The organism is Actinoalloteichus caeruleus DSM 43889, assembly GCF_000429185.2.
GTDB lineage: Bacteria > Actinomycetota > Actinomycetes > Mycobacteriales > Pseudonocardiaceae > Actinoalloteichus_B > Actinoalloteichus_B caeruleus.
Genome location: NZ_AUBJ02000001.1, coordinates 4217759 through 4237061, shown reverse-complemented (window position 1 = coordinate 4237061; position 19303 = coordinate 4217759). Strand labels below are relative to the sequence as shown.

The following is a 19303-nucleotide window of genomic DNA, read 5'->3' as shown; positions in this document are numbered from 1 at the left end:
TCCCACCCGCTCCCGTCAGCGCCGTCCCGCGCCCCCGGGGGACGAATTACTCACCAGATCGCCGTGACCAGGGCAGGCGAGTCGCCTTGAAGTTCAGCCCGTGCCGGTAGATCTCGGGCATCGAGTACTCGTTCTCCACGAGGAACACCACGCCGTTCGACTCCAGCAGGGCGATGTCCTCTAGGCTCAGCCCGACGTCCTCCCGCCGGAACGGCACCTTCCGCATCTCGTGGTCGAGGGTCCGCATCCGCGTGAAGATGCACTCGATGGCGGAGAGCTCCTGCTCGGTCGCCTCGATCTTCTGCCGGCTGCACGCCGGCAACGCCCGACGCATGGACATCGGCGTCAACAACCGGTCGGTCCACCTCGTCGATTCGGGGTCGTCGGCGGACTCCTCCGCCGCCTCCTTGAGGAAGGAGACGATGTCCCGGGCCTGGATCTGCTGGTTGGAGTCGGACAACGCGGCGAGGAACCAGGCCTGCGACCCCACCTCCCTGCTCCGCGCGGAACCCAGCCGCTCCCCCCACAGCGAGAGGAGGTGCTCGGAGAGGACGTCGTGGCCCGCCGACTGCACGAGGTCCTCGCTCGCCCTCGGCAACGCGCGGGAGTGATGGCAGACCCAGGCCACCAGGCGCAGCACCTCCACGTGGTCCCAGCGCAGCTCGAAATGCTGGTACCGCACGAGGAACTGCGCCGTGTTCTGGGTGATGGCGTCCCACACGAGATCCCGCCGGACGAAGATGACCAGCCCGAGCGGCCGGCCCCGGAGCTTGCGCATCCACTCCATGCAGGTGGTCAGCAACACCCGGAGCGCCTGCTGTTGGCGGGGCTCCCGGCTGAGCCCCTGGAAGAGGTCCTCCAAGCCGTCGACCACGAAGATGGCGCTACGCCTTCGGGCCAGCTCCACCAGGTAGTCCTCGGCGGTGTCGGGCTCCGCCGGGATGCCCACCGAGCGGGCGAGGACGGTGAGCCAGATCCGCCGCCAGTCGTCGTCGGTCCGGTCCTCCTGCAACTTCTCGTCGATGAACTCCTTGGGGTCGCGCGCGGGAACCTCGACCTCGGCCCCCTCCACGCCGGCCAGCCGGTTCGCCGCCGAGCGGCGGATCTCGTCGATGTCCTGCCCGATGCGATCGCTGAGGTTCTGGGAGGACAGGACCGGAACGATGTCCGCGTCCAGCTCGATGTCCCGGACACCCAGGTCTGCGCCGAAGGCGCCCCAGGTCCGCCGCCGGCACAGGGACAGGAAGGTGAAGGTCTTCCCGGACCCCTTCGCCCCCACGACCACCTCGACCGGGGCCTCGGTGCGGTGCGCCGAGGCCAGGTTCACGAGGGAGTTGGTACGGAGGAGACCAGCATCCTCGACATGCTCCATCGCGGATTCGGCGTAGGTCAGCAACCGGGCCCGCTCGGCCAACCAGCGGCGGCGGTCCGGCAGGCTGGGCCGATCCGAGGGCGACACGTCCGCCACCGGCTCCGGGGTGACCCCGGCGCGGAGGTTGTCGGCGAGGCCGGCCACCACGCGCCCCAGGCCAGCCCGGTCGCTGGCGGCGGCAACCCCGTCCCAGGAGGCGGGGAGCGCCAGCAACCCGGCCGAGAACGGACTCCGGAGCGGTGTCGTGACCAGCAGCTCGGTGGTCGGGTCCTCCTCCCCGGCCACCTCCTCCGTCCCCACCCCGCCCTTCATGATCCGGGTGACAGCCTCGGCGAGCCGCGCCGCCGCGTCCTCCACGACGCCGTCGTGCACCGAGTTCTGGTACTGGGTGACGATCACGGTCGGGACCGGGTCGTCCTCCGCGACGCTGGGCGCCCGGCGGCGCACCTCGTCCAGCAGTGCCACCGTTCCCCGGACGGACTGGTCGCTGGCCGTGGTGACGAAGACGCGGTGCACGCGGGGGTCGAGCAATGCCGCCGCGTTCAACTCGCTCGCCCCGGCGCGCAGGTCCACCAGGGCGGTGCCCGCGCCGAGCGCGTGCGCGAGCCTCGCCAGGGATTCGGTGAGGAAGTAGCGGGATCGGCTGGGGGTCAGCAGGTCGCCCGGCACCAGGCGAGGTGGTTCGGTCCGGTTCGGGTCGCGCCGGGCCGGCAGCAGCAGGACCCCGTCGATCTCCTGGTTGGCGAGGTGCCTCCTGGCCACGGCGACGGCGCGGTCCGGTTCGTCGGCCCCGTGCAGCAGGGCGAGGAAGTCCTCGAAGGAGAAGGTGATGCGGTTGCCCTGCGCCTCCAGCATCCAGGTGATCCCCGGTGCCTCCAGGTCGGCGTCCACCAGCAGCACCCGCTGCCCGCTCGCGGCGACGGCCCGCGCGGTCGCCACGCAGTGCGTGGTCCGCCCCACGCCTCCCTTGAAGGAGTGGAAGGCCGACACGTTGACCCCGTGCGGCAGTTCGGCGTTGTTCGGTCGTGGCAGTGCCTCACCGACCTCCCTGGTCACCCGGTTCTCGTTCCACTTCGGCCGGCGATACCGCCTTCCCGAGTCGTGGTCCGGGGCCGCGCGGGTGAGGACGACATCGAGCCCGTTCCCACCGTCGTCGCCGCCATCCTCGAGCAGCAGCCGCTCCGCCTCCCGGTCGACGGTGAGGCGGCCCAGGGTGTCGCCGAGGTAGTCCCAGACCTGTCCGAAGGTGACCTGCTGGTCGAGCGTCAGCTCCAGGGAATCCCAGTAGGCGTCCACCTCCACCAGCCACTCCGGCCACTCCCCCTCGGCCGCCAGGTCCCGGAACCACTGCTCCACGTCGAACCAGGTGAAGAACGTGGGTGGCTCGGAGTGCCAGTGGTCGAACGTGCTCACGAGCCTCCCTCCTTGACGGCCCACTGGACGAGCCGGTCGAGTGCTGCCACGGCCCTCCGTTCCCCCTCCGCGTCCAGCCGCACCCCGTACCGCCACGCCTCGTGCAGCTCGTGGTGCCGGACGGAACCGGACCCGTGTCGCCGGCAGGCGCGCAGTTCCCGGTAGTCGGCATCGGCCAGCCGGAGCTCCTTGGCGAGGGACCGCAGGTCGTGCCCGCTCTCGCCCTTCCTCTGCTGGGGCGGCAGGTCATCGGTGGTCCGGCCGTTCCGCCGGCGGAGCAGCGCGTGTTTCAGCCCGCACTCCGCCGCGTAGTACCGCAGGAGGTGCGCCGGGGGACTCTCCTTGATGGACTCGGTCGCCTCCGGAGCTGCCGGCAGCTCCGGGACAGATCACCGGCCCGAACAGGAATGGACACGGCGTCACGCTACTAGCCCTGGCGAGTCGTGCGAACACCCAGGGTGACGACCTCACGACCATTCCGCCTGCTGTCCATCGCAGACAGGAGTGCGCTGGCGCGGGAGGAGCCTGGGGCTCCTGCCCCCGTCAGTCCTCCATCAGGCCGGAACGCCAGGCCCAGGCGGCCACCTCGACGCGGTTCCGCGCGCCCAACTTCCCCTGCACCGAGGCCAGGTGCGTCTTCACCGTCGACAGCGACATGAACAGCTTCCCGCCGATCTCGGTGTTGGTCAGCCCGTTCGCCACCGCCCGCACCACGTCCAGTTCCCGGTCGGTGAGGGAGACGTCCGGCCGGCGCTGGCTGGTGCGGCGCCCCGACTGGTAGTGCTGGAGCAGGCGCACCGTGATCTGCGGCGACACCAGGGCGTCGCCGCGCACCGCCGCCCGCACCGCCTCCACCAGCAGGGCCGGCCCCGCGTCCTTGAGCAGGAAGCCCGAGGCCCCGTAGGACAGGGCGCTGGAGACGTACTCGTCGAGGTCGAAGGTGGTCACGACCACGACCTTGACCGGGTCGGCGACCTCCGGCCCCGCCAGCTGCCTGGTCGCCTCCAACCCGTCGAGCCGGGGCATCCGGATGTCCATCAGGCACACGTCGGGTCGCAGTGCCCTGGCCTGGTTGACCGCGTCCACACCGTTGGAGACGTCGGCCACCACCTCGATGTCCTGCTGCGCGTCCAGGATCATCCTGAACCCGGCGCGCACCATCTCCTGGTCGTCGGCGATCAGCACCTTGATCGTCACTGGCACCTCGGCTGTCTGTCGGTTCGGAAGACGTCTGCTGCTCACTGCCGGAACGGGAGCCCCCACTAGCCGTCGGAGTCGTTCTCCGCCCGGATCGGCAGCCACGCCCAGACGCGCCAGCCGCCGTAGTCGCCGGGCCCCGACTCGAACTGCCCCCCGAGCAGTTCCACCCGCTCCCGCATGCCCACCAGACCGTAGCCCCCGGAACCCCCCACCGGTTTCTCGGCCTTGCCCCGGCCGTCGTCGGTGACCCGCACCTCCAGGCCGCCGTCCCGTTCGACCACCCGGACCACCACCGAGGTCAGCGCGGCGGCGTGCTTGCCCGAGTTGGTCATCGCCTCCTGCACCAGCCGCAGCACCGACCGGCCGAGCTCCGGGGGAACCGGCTGGAGCTGGTCCATCTCCAGGATGACCGGGATGCCGTTGCGGGCCGCGTCCACGGTGAGCCGCCGCAGGTCCGCGTCGAGGTCGGTGGTGGCCTGCTCGGTGGCGTTGGAGGAACCCGCCGCCGGTGCCCCCCGCATCGTGCCCACCAGCCGTCGCATCGCCGCCAGCGACTCCACCCCGCTGCGCTCGATCAGCTCCAACGCCCGCAACGCCACCTCGGGGTTGTCGGAGGCCACCACCCGGGCGGCCTGCGCCTGCACGACGATCCCCGTCACGTGGTGGGCCACCACGTCGTGCAGCTCCCGGGCGAGGGCCATCCGCTCCGCCTGCTGCGCCGCCGACACCTCCTGGCTCACCGAGTGGCGTCGTTCGCTGTCCCGGCTCTTGAAGTAGAGGCCGGTCACCACCGACACGACGAGCAGCAGCGCGCCGATCGGGGAGAACTGGAAGAGCGTGGCCAGCCCCCGTTCCGGTCGCGGGCCGCTGGACACCGTGATCAGCACGGACAGGGCGGCGGTGAGCGCTCCGACGCACCACCAGGCGACCCGCCGACCGCTGAACCGCACCACGTAGGCGGTCAACACCATCGCCGCCGCCAGCTTCACCCCCAGGTTGCCGGCCACCGCGGTCTCCAGCCCGTCCCGGAACGCGTCCTGGGCGACCGGGACGACGGCGACGATCGACAGCGCGCCGAGCAGGGCCGCCTGCACCGGGCGGCGCGGCGCCACCACGGCGAACAGGGCCGTCAGGGCGGCGCTGAGCGCGTCCAGCGTCCCGGCCGGCCCCTGCCGGAGGGAGGCGTAGCCGCTGAGCGTGAGCAGGAACCCGAAGAACAGGACCAGCGGCCACTGCTGGCGCAGCAGGCCACGCAGGTTCCGGTTCGGTGGCGCCGGCTCGGTGAGCGGAGGAGGGAAAGCCACAACACGTCAAGGTACGGAAGTCCGCTGCCCGCGACGTCAGCCGACCGGTGCGGGATGTCGGCCGATCGGCCGAGGGGAGAACCGCGCTTCCCGACCGTGAGGAGGAAGTGGGCGGAAGGCGCGGGACGGCAGGATGCTCCCTGCCCGGCGCCATCGGGGGGCGCCGGGCCTTGGTCATGGGAAGGGGACAACGGTGGTGAACGCCGGCGCCCACCTCGGCGGATCCGGTCGGGGCGACACCGTGCTGCGGGGCAGTGGACTGACGAAACGCTACGGGCGCACCGTCGCGCTGCGGGACGTCGACCTCGGGATCCGGGCCGGGGAGGTCGTGGCGGTCGTCGGCCCCTCCGGCTCGGGCAAGACCAGCCTCCTCCACGTCCTGGCGGGAATCCTGCCGCCCGACCAGGGCACCGTCATCCTGGACGGCCACCGGATCGACTCGCTCAGCGAGCGGAGGCGGAGCGAGCTGCGGCGGCGGGCCTTCGGTTTCGTGTTCCAGGGCGGCATGTTGGTCCCCGAGCTGACGGCGTTGGAGAACGCCGCGTTGCCGCTGCTGCTGGCCGGCGTCTCCCGGGCAAGGGCGACCGAGACCGCCGGCACCTGGCTGAACCGGCTGGGACTCGGCGACCTGACGGGCCACCGGCCCCGCGAGCTGACCGGCGGGCAGGCCCAGCGGGTGGCCGTCGCCCGAGCGCTCGGGCACTCACCCCGGGTGGTCTTCGCCGACGAACCCACCGGCGCCCTGGACAGCGGGACCGGGCGGGACACCGTCGACGCGATGCTGGACGCCGCCCACACGACCGGGGCGGCCGTCGTCCTGGTCACCCACGACTCCTCGGTGGCCGCCCTGGCGAGCCGGCGGCTGGTCCTGCGGGACGGGCGGCTCAGCGCGGAGCGGGCGTGCGCGTGAACGCCGTCCGCCTGGCGCTGCGGGTCCTGGTGGCCGACCGGCGCGCCCTGGTCGCGACCTTGCTCACCGCACTGGGGGTCGCAGCCACGACCGCGCTGATCACCCTGCTGGTCACCCTCCCGTCAGCCGCGTTGGACCGCTCGGCCCGCGCGGCCTGGCAACACCCTGCCGACGACGGCGCCCGGCCGGCTCGCGCGCTCGTGCTCACCACGCCGGACGTCGTCGGCGACCGCGCCATCACCAGGATCGACGTGGCCCCGGCCAGAGGGGACATCTCCCCCGACACGATCCCCGTCCCCCCGGGTGTGCCGCGCTTCCCCGAACCCGGCGAGGTGCTGATGTCCTCGGCGCTGGCGGAGCTCGCGGCCGACCTCCCGTACCAGGACCTGGCCGTGCGGTTCGACGGCGAGGTGGTCGGGACGGTCGAGGAGGCCGCTCTGGCGCACCCCGACCAGCTGCTCGCGCTGGTCGGCCACGAACCGGGGACGCTGCCGGCCTTCTCCGCCGCCGTCCCCGGCCTGGCGGTCCACGGCGGCGAACCCGACCTCCCGCTGCTCGCCGTGGCCGGCCTCGGCGTCGTGGCCCTCGGTGTGCCCTGCCTGGTGCTGATCGCCTCGGCCGCCCGGCTGGCGGCGGCCCGCCGGCCCCGGCGGCTCGCGGCGTTCCGGCTCTCGGGAGCCACTCCCTGGCAGGTCACAGCGATGGCGGCGACCGGAGCCGCGGTGGCGGGCGTCCTCGGCACGGCGGCCGGCCTGGTGGCGGGTGCCCCGCTGCGCGCGCTGGCCGCACTGGTGCCGTGGCGTGACGGCCCTTGGTCGCCGGACGACCTGGCGCCCCCCGGTCCGATGACGCTCCTCGTGGCCGTCCTGGTGCCCCTGGGTGTCGTGACCGCCTCGGTGGTGGGAACGCGCCGGGCGGCGCGGTCGCCGTGGGGCTCGGCCGGCGAGCGGCGGTGGGAACGGCCGTCCCCGTGGCGGTGGGTGGCGCCCGTGCTCGCCCTGGCGGTCCTCCTGTGGGGGGTGAACGCGTCGGGGGAGCACGCGCTCCCGCTGGCGGTGCTGGGGCTGGTGGCCTTCCCCCTGTCGGTGTCCCTCGTCGGCCCCTCACTGGCAGCCGCGCTCGGTGGTGCCTTCGCGCGGCTCTGGCGTGGACCGGCCGCGCTGCTGGCCGGCCGCCGGCTGCTGGCCGACCCCGTGGGCGCGTACCGCGCCGGGGCCGGGCTGGTCCTGACCGTGTTCCTGGCGTCAACCACCCTCACCCTGCTGTCCAACCCACCCGGTCCCACCTCAGGTGAGCGTCCGGTGGCCGACTCCGTCCTCACCGTCGACCTGCCCAGCACCCGGGCCGTGCCCATCGCCGACGCCGTCCGCACCGGTCTCGACGAGCGGGGGATCGAGGCCACCGTCGCCGTCGCGGGACTGGCGACCGTGGCGGGCCACGGGCTCGCGCGGTGGGACGCGCTCGTGCTGCCCTGTGCCGAGGCCGTCCCCTTCGGTCGGGTCAGCTCCGGGGACTGCGCCGGCTCCCCGGCCGTGCTCCTCGCCGGCGGCGGCGCGGCGGACGTCCGCCCCCGGGTGGTGCGGCACTCGGCTGGCGGCGGTCACCTGGCGGGTGACCAGCTGGCCTTGGCGGGCGCTGATCACCTGGTCCGCCGGGTGGAGCGGGACGGAGCACCGCCGGCGGAGGGCTGGGCGCTGGTCGACCCGTCGGCGCTGGCCGACCCCGGCGCGCTCACCGAGGCCGCCGTGCTGGTGACCACGACCTCCGGGACCAGGGAGGCGACCAGGGGGGTCCTGGGAGGGGCCGCGCCCGGCCTCGCCGTCGACAGCGGCGCCCAGCGGAGGGCCGTGGCGGACCAGCTCCACGAGGAGCTGCGCTGGGCCGCGGCGCTCGGTCTGCTGGGGGCCGGGCTGCTCGCGGGGTGCGGGGCCGCGTTGAGCGCCGCCGGGTCGATCACGGACCGGCGGCGGACGATCGGGGCCCTGGTGGCGGCGGGGGCCTCGGTGCGGGCCCTGAGGCGGGCGTCGCGGCTGGAGGCGGCGGTGCCGAGGCTGGTGGCGAGCCTCGTGGCCTCCGGCGCGGGATTCCTCGTGGGAGCGGCGGTGCTGTCGCGGTGGGACCTGGCCCCCTCGCCGAACGGCTGGCTGGTGCTGCCCGTCGCCGTGGGATCGCTGGCCGCGATGGTCGCCGCCGCCACGGCCGGTCCCGCCCTCCGCTCCGCCAGCCGGGAACCGCTGGCCGGCCGGTGACGGGGGCCGTCCGGTGTGACGGCACCGGGGGCGCTGGCGCACCGGGAATGCCCGACAGGGTCCGGTGGCCCGGCCAGCTCAGGTGGGCGGGGTGAGCCCCGGTACCCGACCGGACTCGCCGCACCACCGGCACGGTCGCAGCTGGGGCAGGGACCGCCCCGAGCCGCCGATCACCGCGCACACCGGCTCCAGCAGGTGCCCCTGACCACCGCAGTTGTGGCACATCGTGCTCTGCCGGGCGGTGGGCTCGCTACCCTCTCGGCGCTTCGACATCCGACAACCTCCCGGCTCCGCTCGGTGTGGTGCGCCCGCACCAGGTGACCCGGGTCCAGCGCCGGCCCGTTCCCGGGTGGGCTGCGACCGGTCGGGCCAGTCAGCGTCCCAGGCTACGGACGGGTGCCGTCGATCGCCCCCGCCCCCCGCTCCCGGGCGGCGAACGCGGACCTCCGGTCGGCCGGTGACACCGACCCGTCCGGCCGCCGTCGGCCGGGGGACGCCAGCCGGCCTCTCGCCGACGCTTCGTCGGGGAGGCGGTCGAACGCCGTTGGCGGCCTCCCACGCGCCCACCCGGCCCGGTGCGGACGGGTCGACCGCCGGCTCCCCGCCGGAAGCCGGTTCCGGGCTGCCTCCGCCCCGCTGCCGTTCGCGGCCACGGCCTCCGCCCCGGTTCCCCCGCCGGCCCGCCCCCGGAACGCCTCGGGGTTCGGGGTCAGGGAAGTCCCCCTCGGCCGATCGGTGCGCGGTCCCGGCTCATCGACCGATTCGCCGAGCCGCCGCGGCGACGACAGTGGGACATGACAACGGAACACACCGAACGACGAGGAGACAACGATGCTCACGATGGCCTTCACCTGGACCGCCGTCCTGTTGGCGCTGGGCGTGCTGCTGCTGATGGCGCTGAGCCCCGTGCTGCCGGACGTCGCCGAGCGGCAGGCGCTGCGCGCCGAGGAGAAGGAGGAGCGGGCGGCCCGGCGCGCCACCGCCGAGCGTGCCCGCCGCGCCAGCCGCCGCCCGGAGGCCCTGGTCCTCAACGGTTCCCTCTCCACCCGGTGACCGGCCGGGTCCCCGCACGGGGCTCCCGCGCCCGACGGTTCACCACCCCTCCTGAGCCGGCCGATCAGCCGGGGGCCGGGGCGACGGACACCGTCCCCGGCCCCGGCAGAGCGAACAGCCGGTCCGGCTCCACGACGAAGCACGCCGGGCCCCGCGAGCCGCGCCAGGCCCGGAGCCGCGAACACCGGCGTTCCGCCGGCCCGACCCGGCCCGCCAGGCCCACGCCGGCCGCGGCGAACGAGTGCCCCACCGCCCGTTCCAGCTCCTCCAGTCCCCGCCCGGGTTCGGGGGCCGCATCCACCTCGCGAGCCCACCGGCTCGCCACCTCGGCCTCGGCCCCGAACCCCGCCGCCGCCCCGAGCCTGGCCGCGATCTCCCAGGCCCCGTAAGGGGTGTTGAACGGCGCGGCCGGGTAGACGACGCCTCCGACCCGCAGCGCCAGTCCCGTGACGGCCCGCGTCGCGTGCCAACGGAGCCCGAGTTCCGGGAACCAGTCGCACTCCGGATGTTCGAGCGGCACCTCGTACACCGCGTCCCGGGGGACGTCGAAAAGCATCGGGCTGGCCCCGCCGGACGCGATCGCCAACGGCAGCTGGTCGAACCGCCCCGGCCGCAGCGGACGTCGCCAGCCCAGTCCACCGAGCGACCGGGTGATCCCCACATGCCGGGCGTCCCCGACGACGGCGCCCCCGGACCGCTCGTAACCCGCGTACCCGACCAGCTCCAGGTTGTGCACCCTCGCGGCCGGCTCACCGGGGAGGTCAGGCCCGAACACGGTCACCACCGGCCTGACCTGGCCACCGCTGGGAGGTGGGGCACCGGCCCCGGCCCGGCCCGCCGGGGAAGACGGGGGGACGACCGCCGTCCGCAGGTGGTCCGCGCAGCCCGCGGCGACGCCCGCCGGGTCACGCACCACGCGCAGGTCCCTGACCACCAGGTCCCGCCAGCCCACTCCCGGGGGCAGTGGCCGCTTTCCCGGAGCGCGAGCCAGGCCCCGAACCTCAACTCCTCGCCGGTGTGGGTGTAGGTGCCGGTGCGGGCCACCTCCCGCCTGACCTGGTCCACCCTGCTCGACAGGGCGCTCGGGTCGGTCTGGCCCGCGTGGTGGAGCCGCAGGAACGCGACCGCCTCCGCGACCACCCGCTCGTCACGGGCGGCCTCACCCCGCCGTCGAGGAGGCGCCGGGCCGGCCGGGAAACGCCCCGCCCGACGGGGTCACCTGGCTGGGAGAACCGCGATCGCCGGCCCGGGGGCGGTCCGCCGGGTGGTCCAGGCGGACGACCGCCCCGACCGCCGCCCGCGACGCGGCGACCGACGGGGGGCGGTGGGGCGAGGACACGGAGTTCCGGTGCGAGGCGGACACGGACCGGAACGTAGTTCGGCTCCCCGTTCACGCGTCACTGCCGGACGGGTCATCCTGCTCAGGGCAGCGGGGCCACCCGTTCGAGCGGTGACCTGCGAAGAGTGATCCCTTTCGTCGCCCGGACCCCGACACTTGATGACCGGTTCGAGTGATCCCGACCGGCTCAGACCCGTTCGAAGAACAGGTCCCGCACGACGCGGCCCTCCTCCGTCGCCCGCTGCTCGAACTTCGTCACCGGGCGCCAGTCCGGCCGGGGAGCCCACCCGCCCGGTTCGTCCGCGTACCGGTTCCGCAGCGACGGTTCCGCCGAGCACACCGCCATCATCTGGGCCGCGTAGTGCTCCCAGTCGGTCGCCAGGTGCAGCAACGCGCCCGGCGCGAGGCGAGAGGCCAGCAGCCGCACGAACTCCGGCTGCACGAGCCGCCGCTTGTGGTGCCGCTTCTTCGGCCACGGGTCGGGGAAGAAGATCCGGGCTCCCCCGAGGGAGTCCACCGGGATGTTCGAGGACAGCAGCCGCACCGCGTCACCGCGCACCGCCCGCAGGGTGCCGACCTGGTGTTGTTCGCACCGCAGGAGCAGCTGGGCGAGCCCCGGCTTGTACACCTCGACGGCCAGGTAGTTCAGTTCCGGCTCGGCGGCGGCCAGCTGGGCGGTGGTCTCCCCCATCCCGGAGCCGATCTCCAGCATCAGCGGCGCGGACCGGCCGAACCAGCCCTCGACGTCCAACGGGCCGTCGGGAAGGCCGTCCCCGTCCCTGCCCAGCTCGGCCCAGTACGTGTCCCAGGCACGCTGCTGTCCGGTGGTCATCCGCTCGCCCCGCTGGACGTAGCTGACCACCCTCCTCAGGTGCGGTGCCTGCTCGGTCACCGGCATCGCTGCGACCGCTCCTCTCCCTGCTCGCTTGGTCCTCCGGTCGGGTGCGGGTTCGGCGCCCAACGCCTCCGCTCACCCCACCGGACGCACATTGTCCTCCCAGAAGGTGACCAGCTGTTCGGGAGTGACCGACGTTCCACCGGAGGGCTCCACCGCCCCGCACAGCGGCTCTCCGTCGGCCGTGTAGGTGAGCGCCGCCGACACGGGGGCCCCGGCGGGCAGGCTGCCGAACTGGTAACGACCGGAGTACCCACCACCGGACCAGGTGCCCGCGCCGTGGGACTCCCCGAGCGAGCTCGCGAGCAGCGCGACCTCACAGGCTCCGCTCCCGGAGAGGAAGGTCACCGTCCAACCCACCCCGTCGACGGTGTACTCGCAGGTCACGGCGTCCCCGGACCCCACGACCATGTCGAGTACCGGCATGTCCGCCGGAGCGCACTCCTCGGCACCCGCGGCGGCGGAGCCGGCGAAGTCCCGGAGCGCCTCCTCCCGGAACAGCTCGCCGACCGACGGGTCGACCCGCCCACCGGGGACGGGCTTGGCTGGATCCTCCGCCTCGTGGGTGCGGGTCTCCGCCACCCGGGAGGCGGTGCCGGGTGGGCCCTCGGTCGCCCTGCCGCCGTCCCCGGGGCCGGCCGGGTCCTGGCCGGACACGTCGTCGCCGGACACCGGCCACAGCTGGACCACCGCGATCGCGACGGCGACCACGACGGCCACCAGGGCCACCACCGACCAGACGCGGCGGTGACCGCCTCGCCGGTCGCGCGGGGCGGGTGGGGCTGGTGGGGCGGGCTGCCACGGGGCCTGGTCCACCCGGTAGACGCGACTGGCGTCGACCGGTCGCGTCGCGGGGTAGCCGGTGGGGGCGGCGCCCGGAGCCGGCTGGGCGGGCGCGACGGCGGGGTGCCCACCGACCGGCGTCGCGGTGACCCGACTGGTCGGGCCGTCCTCGGCGCGGATGCTCCGGGTGGGCGCCTCGGCGCCCGGCGGGACGGCCCCACCCGCCGCCGCGCCACGAGGGTCGGCCGACGCCGGCCCGTCCGCCAGCCGACGGGTCGGCTCCTCACCGGTACCGGTAGCCCGGGTCACCGCCGTCACGGCATCGCCGTCCTCGGGCGGACGTTCCTCGCCGAGCGGGGCTCCGGGTTCGGTGAAGTCACTGGCCGCGCGGGTGGTCAACGCGCCGAGCGCGACACTGCTCTCCGGGGACTCCACCGCGACGGGCACCACACCGAGCCGTTCCCCGATCATGGTCGCGACCAGCGGCATCCGGGTCGCCCCACCCACGAGGAAGACCCCGGCCAGGTCAGACCTGGCCGTGCCCACCGTGCCGGCGAGCATCGCGACGGTGCGTTCGAGCCTTGGACGGACGAGGCCCTCCAACTCGGCGCGGGTGACGTGGGCGTCGGGCAGGGGGTCCGGCAGGGGGATGTCGGTCTGCGGATACCGGGACAGGGCTTCCTTGCCGGCGCGGACGTCATCGGCGAGTGCTCGTGCCGCGCGACGGGCGGCGGGACCCGAGGGGCGGACCAACTCGCCCCACTCCGGCCGGTCAGGACCGACCGAGGACCGGATGTGCTCCAGCAGCAGCTGGTCGACGTCCCCGCCGCCCAGATCCGGTGTCCCGGCCTCGGCCAGCACCCGCCACCCGTCATCCCGTCCCCTGTGGACCAGTGCCGTGTCCGTCGTACCCCCGCCCATGTCGAAGACGGCCAGGGCCTGGCCTGGGTGGACGACCCGCTCGTGGCTGGTCACCTCGGCGAAGTGGGCGGCCGCCGCGACCGGTTCCGCGAGGAGGCTGACCGGCCCCGACCAACCGGCGGCCCTCGCCGCCGCCCGCAGGGTGTTCCGGCGGATCCGGTGCCAGTCGGCCGGGTGGGTCAGCACGACCCGGTGCGGTTCGCCGCCGAGCTGGCGCCGAGCCTCACCCGCCACCCTGCGCAGCACCGCCGCGATCAGGTCGACGACGGGCACCACCCGGTCGCCGAGCAGCACCTCGACCTCGTCGACGCGGAGCTTCGGCGTCGGCTCGTAGCGGGTCGGGTCCAGTCGCGCCTGGCGTTGGGCGTCGACCCCCACCACCAGCTCGCCGTCCGGCGCCAGCCACACGGCGGAGGGGAGCACCTGCCAGCCGTCCACCGCCAGCAGCCTGGGCCGCTCGTGGGGAGAAGCGCGTACCGCGGCCACCGTGTTGGACGTGCCGAAGTCGACGGCGAGTTCACGCACCGAATCGAGTCCTCCCTGACGTCGTGCGGTTCACAGGCTACGGGTGGGCATCCGTCGCGCGGGCGCCCACGGCGGGCTGGGCCCGCCGCTCCGCGCCCCGAAAACCCGCGCGCCGTCGCGACGCCGTCCCCGCAGGTCCGCTCCGGGGCTGGAACCGGGTGGACGGGCGGTGCCGTCGGTCTCACGGACCGCCCACCGCGGCCGAACCGGAGGGCACCACCTCGCCGACCACCGGGGCGGCACGGGTTCACCCGGTCCCAGCGCCGGGCCGACCGACCCGGTGCCTGGCGCGGGAATGGTGGTACCACCGGTGGCAGCCCGACGGCGCCACCGCGTCCGGCACCGGCCCCGGGAGCCAGGAGTGGGAAGTGGTGGGTCGCCTCGGGATGTCAGCCGCCGCGCGGCGAGGACCAGGGGCGCCCCCGACCGGAGCGCGCGGTCCACCTCGAGGACATGCGGATCAGCACCGGTGCCACGGCCTCGGGACCCGACCCGCACCGGGGCCGGTCGAGGAGTCGCCACGGCACCCCCGGCCCCTCCTCGCTCGGCCTCGGCCGGGCCCGAAGGCCGAGGGGTCCGTCGGGGGAGCGAGGCCCGTCCGCCAGGCGGCCGGGCTCGCCGTTCCCATCAGGTCGTCCGCCCTCGGGCCAGCCCCACCTCGGCGGTCGGCGAGGGCGCCGGGGGTTGGCCGCCTCCCGTCCGCCTGGCGCCGGTCGCTCGACACACTGTCCTCCTCTACCGGGAGCCACCAGGGCAGGGACGTGCGGCCGCCGGAACCGGCGACGGGTGGTGGCGCACGCGGGTGTTCCCCCGGCGAGCCGTCCGTGCCGGCGCGATCCGCGAAGGGTGCGTGGGGTGGCCGAGCGGGGACACGCACCGGCAGCGGGGGGTGGATCCGGCGAGGCGGCCACGTGACCCCGGCCAGCCGCTCACCTTCCGCCCACCACCGGCGCGGGGCGCGGCCCGAGCAGCGCGCGGGCCACCCGGAGCAGGTAGTCCGGTGTGGACGGAGCGCCGCCGTGGTACCGAAGCGGCGTGGGCGCTGGCGACGGGCTCACCGGCTGGCCACACCCACCACTCCACGGCCCCACCGGCGGGCGGACGGCGTTCGTGGCGCCCGCCTCCGTCAGGAGCGGCCCCGATCGTGCGACACCCCCGCGACCGGGGTGTCTAGTGGCACCTATCGGGTGATCATTTGCGGAAGTTGTAGCGCGGCATACTGTCTTGTGCGATTCATCGCATTGAGGTGAGCGCGCTCGCCCCCCGACGCGCTCGCACTCACATCCCGGATCGGGCAACCCGCCGTGTCGCGCGCGGCCGGAGTCCGAGGTGGGGTGACCGGCAGGCGGGGGCGGCAGGGCACCACCCGTTGCACCCCGCCTGCCAAGGAACAACCGACGCCGGCCCGCCGCACGGGGGCCAACCCGGACGCGGGCCGACGGGTCGGCGCACGGCACTGGGAGTCGGGAAACGACCGACGCTCCTCGTCCACGCCGACGACGGCGCGGAGGGTGAGGCGAAGGGGTGGTGCCTGCCGGCAGCGGCGCTGCTGCGGCATGACCAGGACACGCGGCGATGGGCAGGCGCGTGGAGCGCGCGGACTCCCGGCGGCGTCAGACCCGCCAGGAGCCGATCTCGGTGAGGCGTTCGACCAGACCCGCGACGCCGCCGAGGGGTCGCACCGGCGTCGGGGTGACGCCGTGGGCGGGCAGCACCAGGACGAAGCCGGGGTGCCGTTCGCCGAAGAGGATCGTGGTGGGCTGGATGGCCCGACCGTCATCGGAGGGGGTGTACTCCCAGTAGGGGCTTCTTCCGTTGCCGGCCCAGGGGACGAAGACCCAGCCCGGGCGTTCGGAGAGGACGTCGTGCACCTCGTCCTCCAGTGCGAAACCGTCGGCCCTGGACGCCAGGGTCCCGATGTGCATGGCGCGGATCCACCACGGCGCCGGTGGATCACCGCCGGCGGTCAGAGCCCCTCGGTACAGGTCGAGCACCTCGGCCTCCGATGCCCAGTGCACCCAGGAGTTCCTGGCGTCGGAGGGTTCGGACGCTCCGTCGGCGGCGCTGCCCTCGAGCGCGAGGAACCATTCCAGTTCCGGCATCGGCTCTGGCCACGGAACCGATCGCTCGATGGGGCCGAGGGTGTCCCCGGCGTCGTCGCTCCACGACCGCGGCGGCGTCCGCTGCTGTCGGGGAACCCATCCTGCCCCGGAGACGAGACGCTCGGGGCCGAACGGGGTGGGGTCCTCGTCACGTTCTTGCGGGTCAGGCTTGCGTCGCAACGTTGTCATCGATCCTCCTGCCCCCCAGGTAGGAGTTCAGCTACTGCTTCGAGCCATGTTCGACCGGATACCGACCTCACGTACTTCCGGTGTATATCACCAGTTGATTTCACCTTCGATACTAGCGGCATTCGGGCCTGGTGACGCGATCGCGGAAGCCCGGGAGGGCCCTTCGTTAAGGTTCCGTTTCCATCGGCCGGACAAGGAGAAACCCGGGCTGCCCCATCCAGAGCAGCCCGGGTATCCCGAACGAGGGCGCCGGTCAGCGCGATCGCGTTAACAAGCACTTCATGAAGGGGTTCCCCCGGTCGGGGCGGTTCCCAAACGAATCCGGGGTCGCCCACCCGGCCGTGGAGGACCGCCGGAACCGGCCCGCTCAGGCGTCGCGGCGGCTCGCGGTGATGACCGCGACGACGAACAGGCCCACCGAGATCGCACCGAAGTAGGCGATGCCCGCCCACGGGCCGTAGGGGACATCCGACATGCCCATCATCATCGCGGCCTCCGCGCTGTCGGGCTGCCCGCCGAACAGGAAGTGGTGGGCGGCCACGAAGGGCATCCACGACTGGATGTCCTGGCCGATCCTCGGGATCAGCGAGACGAGACCCTCCACCAGCAGCGGCCACACGAGGACCACCGTCACGGCGGCGGCCGACTGGCGCAGCAGGATTCCCACCGCGACGGAGAGCACGGCGGCGAGGAAGGCGACCAGACCGGTACCGGCCACGTTGCGCCAGGCGTCCGCTCCGGACAGGCTCAGGTCCGAATTGGTGGCCAGCAGGTCGCTGACCCAGAAGGAGAGGAACGCCGCGGCGAGCGCGACGACCCCGGCGAGCACCGCCACCAGCAGTGCCTTCGCGGTCAGGACCGCGGCCCGGTTGGGGGCCGTCTGGAAGGTGGTGCGGATGGTGCCGAACCGGTACTCGGTGGTCACGGCCAGCACCGCCATCACCATCAGCACCATCAGCCCGAACTGGTAACTGAACTGGGTGAACCCGACGGTCACCGTGCCCTGCTCGTTGGCGAAGCCCGACATCAGGGCGGTGAACCCGACGGTGAGACCGACCGCGACCACCACGCACCACCACGGCGAGCGGGTGGAGAAGAGCTTGATCCGTTCGACGGCGAGCAGGGTCATCGGTCGGTCCCCTCGTTCCCGGTGGTGGCGCCGTCATGCGCGTGGTACTCGACGGCCTCGTTCGTGAGCTGGAGGAACGCCTGTTCCAGGGACCCCCGCTGGACCGAGAGCTCGTGCAGCACCACGCCCTGCGCGGCGGCGATCTCCCCCACCCGCTCGCTGCTGGTACCCGCCACGACGAGGGTGGGCAGTTCGTCGACGACCTCGTCCCTGACCTCGATCCCCTCCTGGTGGAGCGCACCCCTCAGGCGCTCCACCTGCGGGGTCCGAACCCGGATCGTGGCCCCGCTCGCCTCGTCGACGAACTGCGCCGTACCGCACTGCCTGATCAGCTTCCCCCGGCCGATCACGACGAGTTCCTCCGCCGTCTGAGCCATCTCGGACAGCAGGTGGCTGGAGACGAGCACGGTCCGCCCCTCCGAGGCCAGCCGCTGCATGATCTGCCTGATCCAGAGGATTCCCTCGGGGTCGAGACCGTTGACCGGCTCGTCGAACATCAGGATCTCGGGGTCCCCCAACAACGCCGCCGCGATCCCCAACCGCTGCGACATCCCCAGCGAGAAACCTCCCGCCCGCCGGTCGGCCACCCCCGACAGGCCGACGGTCTCCAGCACCTCGTCCACCCGCCGGTTCGGCAGCCGGTTGGTCCTGGCCATCCACCGCAGGTGCGCCCGCGCCGAGCGGTTCGGGTGCACCCACTTCGCGTCCAACAGCGCGCCGACCCTGGTCAGCGGACGGTCCAGCTCCCGGTAGGGCTTCCCGTCGATCCGCACGGTTCCGCTGGTGGGGCGGTCCAGGCCCAGGATCATCCGCATCGTCGTGGACTTCCCCGCGCCGTTCGGCCCGAGGAAGCCCGTCACCCGCCCCGGCCGCACGGAGAACGACAGGTCATCCACCGCGACCGTCCGCCCGTACCGCTTCGTGAGGTGCTCTACCTCGATCATCGTCCCTCCTCGTGTGGCCGAACGGGTTACCCCGGTCGACGCACTCGCCGTCACGAATCACTCCTCGTGACTTCTAGCAAGATGATATCACTTTTTCTTGCCAGGTGTTTCACCGACGAGGGAACGGGCTCTGACCAGCGCGGACGGTCACTCCCTCAGGGCCGGGCCGCACGGCCCGGCCCGTCGGAGCAGAGGTACCCCGCCGAGGGGGGTCGGACACCCCCCACCGGGAGCCGGCTCAGGCGTCCCGGCGGCGCGCCACCACCAGCGCGACGGCGAGCAGGCCGACCGACACCGCGGCGAAGTAGGCGAGCGCCATGGCCGGGGAGAGCACCGGGTCGGCGATCATGCTGCGCTCTCCCCGCAGGAAGTGGTCGGCCGCGACGAAGGGCATCCACTGCTGGATGTGCTCACCCACGGTCGGGATGACCGAGACGAGCGGTTCCACCAACATCGGCCAGACCAGGAGCAGGGCCAGCGCTCCCGCGCTCTGCCGGACGAGGAGCCCGACCGCCACCGCGATCACCGCCGAGAACACGAACACCGGGGCGACCCCGAGGACCGCCCTCAGCTCGTCGGCGGTCCCCAACCCGAGATCGGAGACCGGGTGCAGGACCGAGGCCACGCCCAACGACCCGAGCGCGGCGACGAGACCGACCAGTCCGGCGACGCCGGCCACCAGCGCGGTCTTCGCCAACAGCGCGGAGGACCGCCCCGGCACGGCCTGGAAGGTCGTGCGCATCGTGCCGAAGCGGTACTCGGTGGTGACCGCGAGAGCCGCCATGACCAGCACCAGCATCATGCCGAACTGGTAACCCATCTGGACCTCGGTGACCGAGATCGGCACGTCGGTCGGCCAGCTCAGCACGGCCGCGGTGGCGAAGCCCACCGGGAGGACCATCGCGAGGAGGTTGCACCACCAGGGCGACCGGGTGGAGAAGAGCTTGATGCTTTCCGCCGAGATCAGGTTCACGG

General features: G+C 73.7%; 14 protein-coding genes and 1 pseudogene. 3 read left to right on the top strand and 12 right to left on the bottom strand.

Going from position 1 to position 19303, the window contains the following annotated elements:
• Positions 1-46 precede the first annotated feature (46 nt).
• The 3 genes from G443_RS16755 to G443_RS25540 all read right to left on the bottom strand — a co-directional run bounded on the left by G443_RS16755 (position 47) and on the right by G443_RS25540 (position 5289).
• Positions 47-2785, bottom strand: a complete 2739-nt coding sequence (locus tag G443_RS16755) for a MinD/ParA family ATP-binding protein (RefSeq protein WP_051313590.1) — start codon at positions 2783-2785, stop codon at positions 47-49.
• Positions 2786-3328: 543 nt separating this feature from the next.
• The gene (locus G443_RS16750) at positions 3329-3982 is read right to left on the bottom strand and encodes a response regulator (protein ID WP_016700599.1); all 654 of its coding nucleotides are present in this window, start codon (positions 3980-3982) and stop codon (positions 3329-3331) included.
• A gap of 65 nt (positions 3983-4047) precedes the next feature.
• Positions 4048-5289 carry a sensor histidine kinase gene (locus G443_RS25540; protein WP_051313587.1) on the bottom strand — a complete coding sequence of 414 codons (1242 nt, stop codon included), beginning with the start codon at positions 5287-5289 and terminating at the stop codon, positions 4048-4050.
• A gap of 193 nt (positions 5290-5482) precedes the next feature.
• On the opposite strand from G443_RS25540, the gene G443_RS16740 reads away from it, so the two are divergent.
• Positions 5483-6199: an ABC transporter ATP-binding protein gene (locus G443_RS16740; protein ID WP_051313585.1), complete on the top strand. Its 717-nt coding sequence runs from the start codon at positions 5483-5485 to the stop codon at positions 6197-6199.
• The gene (locus G443_RS25125; RefSeq protein WP_051313583.1) at positions 6190-8448 is read left to right on the top strand and encodes an FtsX-like permease family protein; all 2259 of its coding nucleotides are present in this window, start codon (positions 6190-6192) and stop codon (positions 8446-8448) included. Before G443_RS16740 ends, G443_RS25125 begins: the two co-directional genes overlap by 10 nt.
• 78 nt (positions 8449-8526) lie before the next feature.
• Here G443_RS25125 and G443_RS16730 read toward each other — a convergent pair whose 3' ends face one another.
• Positions 8527-8721, bottom strand: a complete 195-nt coding sequence (locus tag G443_RS16730) for a hypothetical protein (RefSeq protein ID WP_035275363.1) — start codon at positions 8719-8721, stop codon at positions 8527-8529.
• Between the two features lie 558 nt (positions 8722-9279).
• Between G443_RS16730 and G443_RS16725 the strand changes: the two genes are divergently transcribed.
• Complete coding sequence (locus tag G443_RS16725) at positions 9280-9501, top strand: hypothetical protein (protein WP_026417920.1); 222 nt, start codon at positions 9280-9282, stop codon at positions 9499-9501.
• A gap of 64 nt (positions 9502-9565) precedes the next feature.
• Here G443_RS16725 and G443_RS16720 read toward each other — a convergent pair whose 3' ends face one another.
• The 8 genes and pseudogenes from G443_RS16720 to G443_RS16690 form a co-directional block, all read right to left on the bottom strand.
• Positions 9566-10453, bottom strand: a complete 888-nt coding sequence (locus G443_RS16720) for a nitric oxide synthase oxygenase (protein ID WP_308208859.1) — start codon at positions 10451-10453, stop codon at positions 9566-9568.
• Positions 10454-10473: 20 nt separating this feature from the next.
• A pseudogene (locus tag G443_RS25870) lies at positions 10474-10641 on the bottom strand (nitric oxide synthase oxygenase); the annotation flags it as partial.
• Positions 10642-11027: 386 nt separating this feature from the next.
• Positions 11028-11738: a tRNA (guanosine(46)-N7)-methyltransferase TrmB gene (gene trmB / locus G443_RS16715; RefSeq protein WP_030106427.1), complete on the bottom strand. Its 711-nt coding sequence runs from the start codon at positions 11736-11738 to the stop codon at positions 11028-11030.
• A gap of 72 nt (positions 11739-11810) precedes the next feature.
• Positions 11811-13964, bottom strand: a complete 2154-nt coding sequence (locus tag G443_RS16710) for an Hsp70 family protein (protein ID WP_051313579.1) — start codon at positions 13962-13964, stop codon at positions 11811-11813.
• A 1613-nt stretch (positions 13965-15577) separates the two neighbouring features.
• Positions 15578-16255, bottom strand: a complete 678-nt coding sequence (locus G443_RS16705) for a hypothetical protein (RefSeq protein ID WP_245588718.1) — start codon at positions 16253-16255, stop codon at positions 15578-15580.
• 367 nt (positions 16256-16622) lie between these two features.
• Positions 16623-17384: an ABC transporter permease gene (locus G443_RS16700; RefSeq protein WP_026417917.1), complete on the bottom strand. Its 762-nt coding sequence runs from the start codon at positions 17382-17384 to the stop codon at positions 16623-16625.
• Positions 17381-18328, bottom strand: coding sequence for an ABC transporter ATP-binding protein (locus tag G443_RS16695; RefSeq protein ID WP_026417916.1), 948 nt, complete (start codon positions 18326-18328; stop codon positions 17381-17383). The genes G443_RS16700 and G443_RS16695 overlap by 4 nt, the downstream gene beginning before the upstream one ends.
• A 238-nt stretch (positions 18329-18566) precedes the next feature.
• Positions 18567-19301, bottom strand: a complete 735-nt coding sequence (locus tag G443_RS16690; RefSeq protein WP_026417915.1) for an ABC transporter permease — start codon at positions 19299-19301, stop codon at positions 18567-18569.
• Between the last annotated feature and the right edge of the window lie 2 nt (positions 19302-19303).

Excerpts from the sequence above, each read along its gene's own strand:
- G443_RS16725 (WP_026417920.1), top strand. The coding sequence starts at position 9,280 with ATGCTCACGATGGCCTTCACCTGGACCGCCGTCCTGTTGGCGCTGGGC.
- G443_RS16705 (WP_245588718.1), bottom strand. The coding sequence starts at position 16,255 with ATGACAACGTTGCGACGCAAGCCTGACCCGCAAGAACGTGACGAGGAC.
- trmB (WP_030106427.1), bottom strand. The coding sequence starts at position 11,738 with ATGCCGGTGACCGAGCAGGCACCGCACCTGAGGAGGGTGGTCAGCTAC.
- G443_RS16695 (WP_026417916.1), bottom strand. The coding sequence starts at position 18,328 with ATGATCGAGGTAGAGCACCTCACGAAGCGGTACGGGCGGACGGTCGCG.
- G443_RS16730 (WP_035275363.1), bottom strand. The coding sequence starts at position 8,721 with ATGTCGAAGCGCCGAGAGGGTAGCGAGCCCACCGCCCGGCAGAGCACG.
- G443_RS16700 (WP_026417917.1), bottom strand. The coding sequence starts at position 17,384 with ATGACCCTGCTCGCCGTCGAACGGATCAAGCTCTTCTCCACCCGCTCG.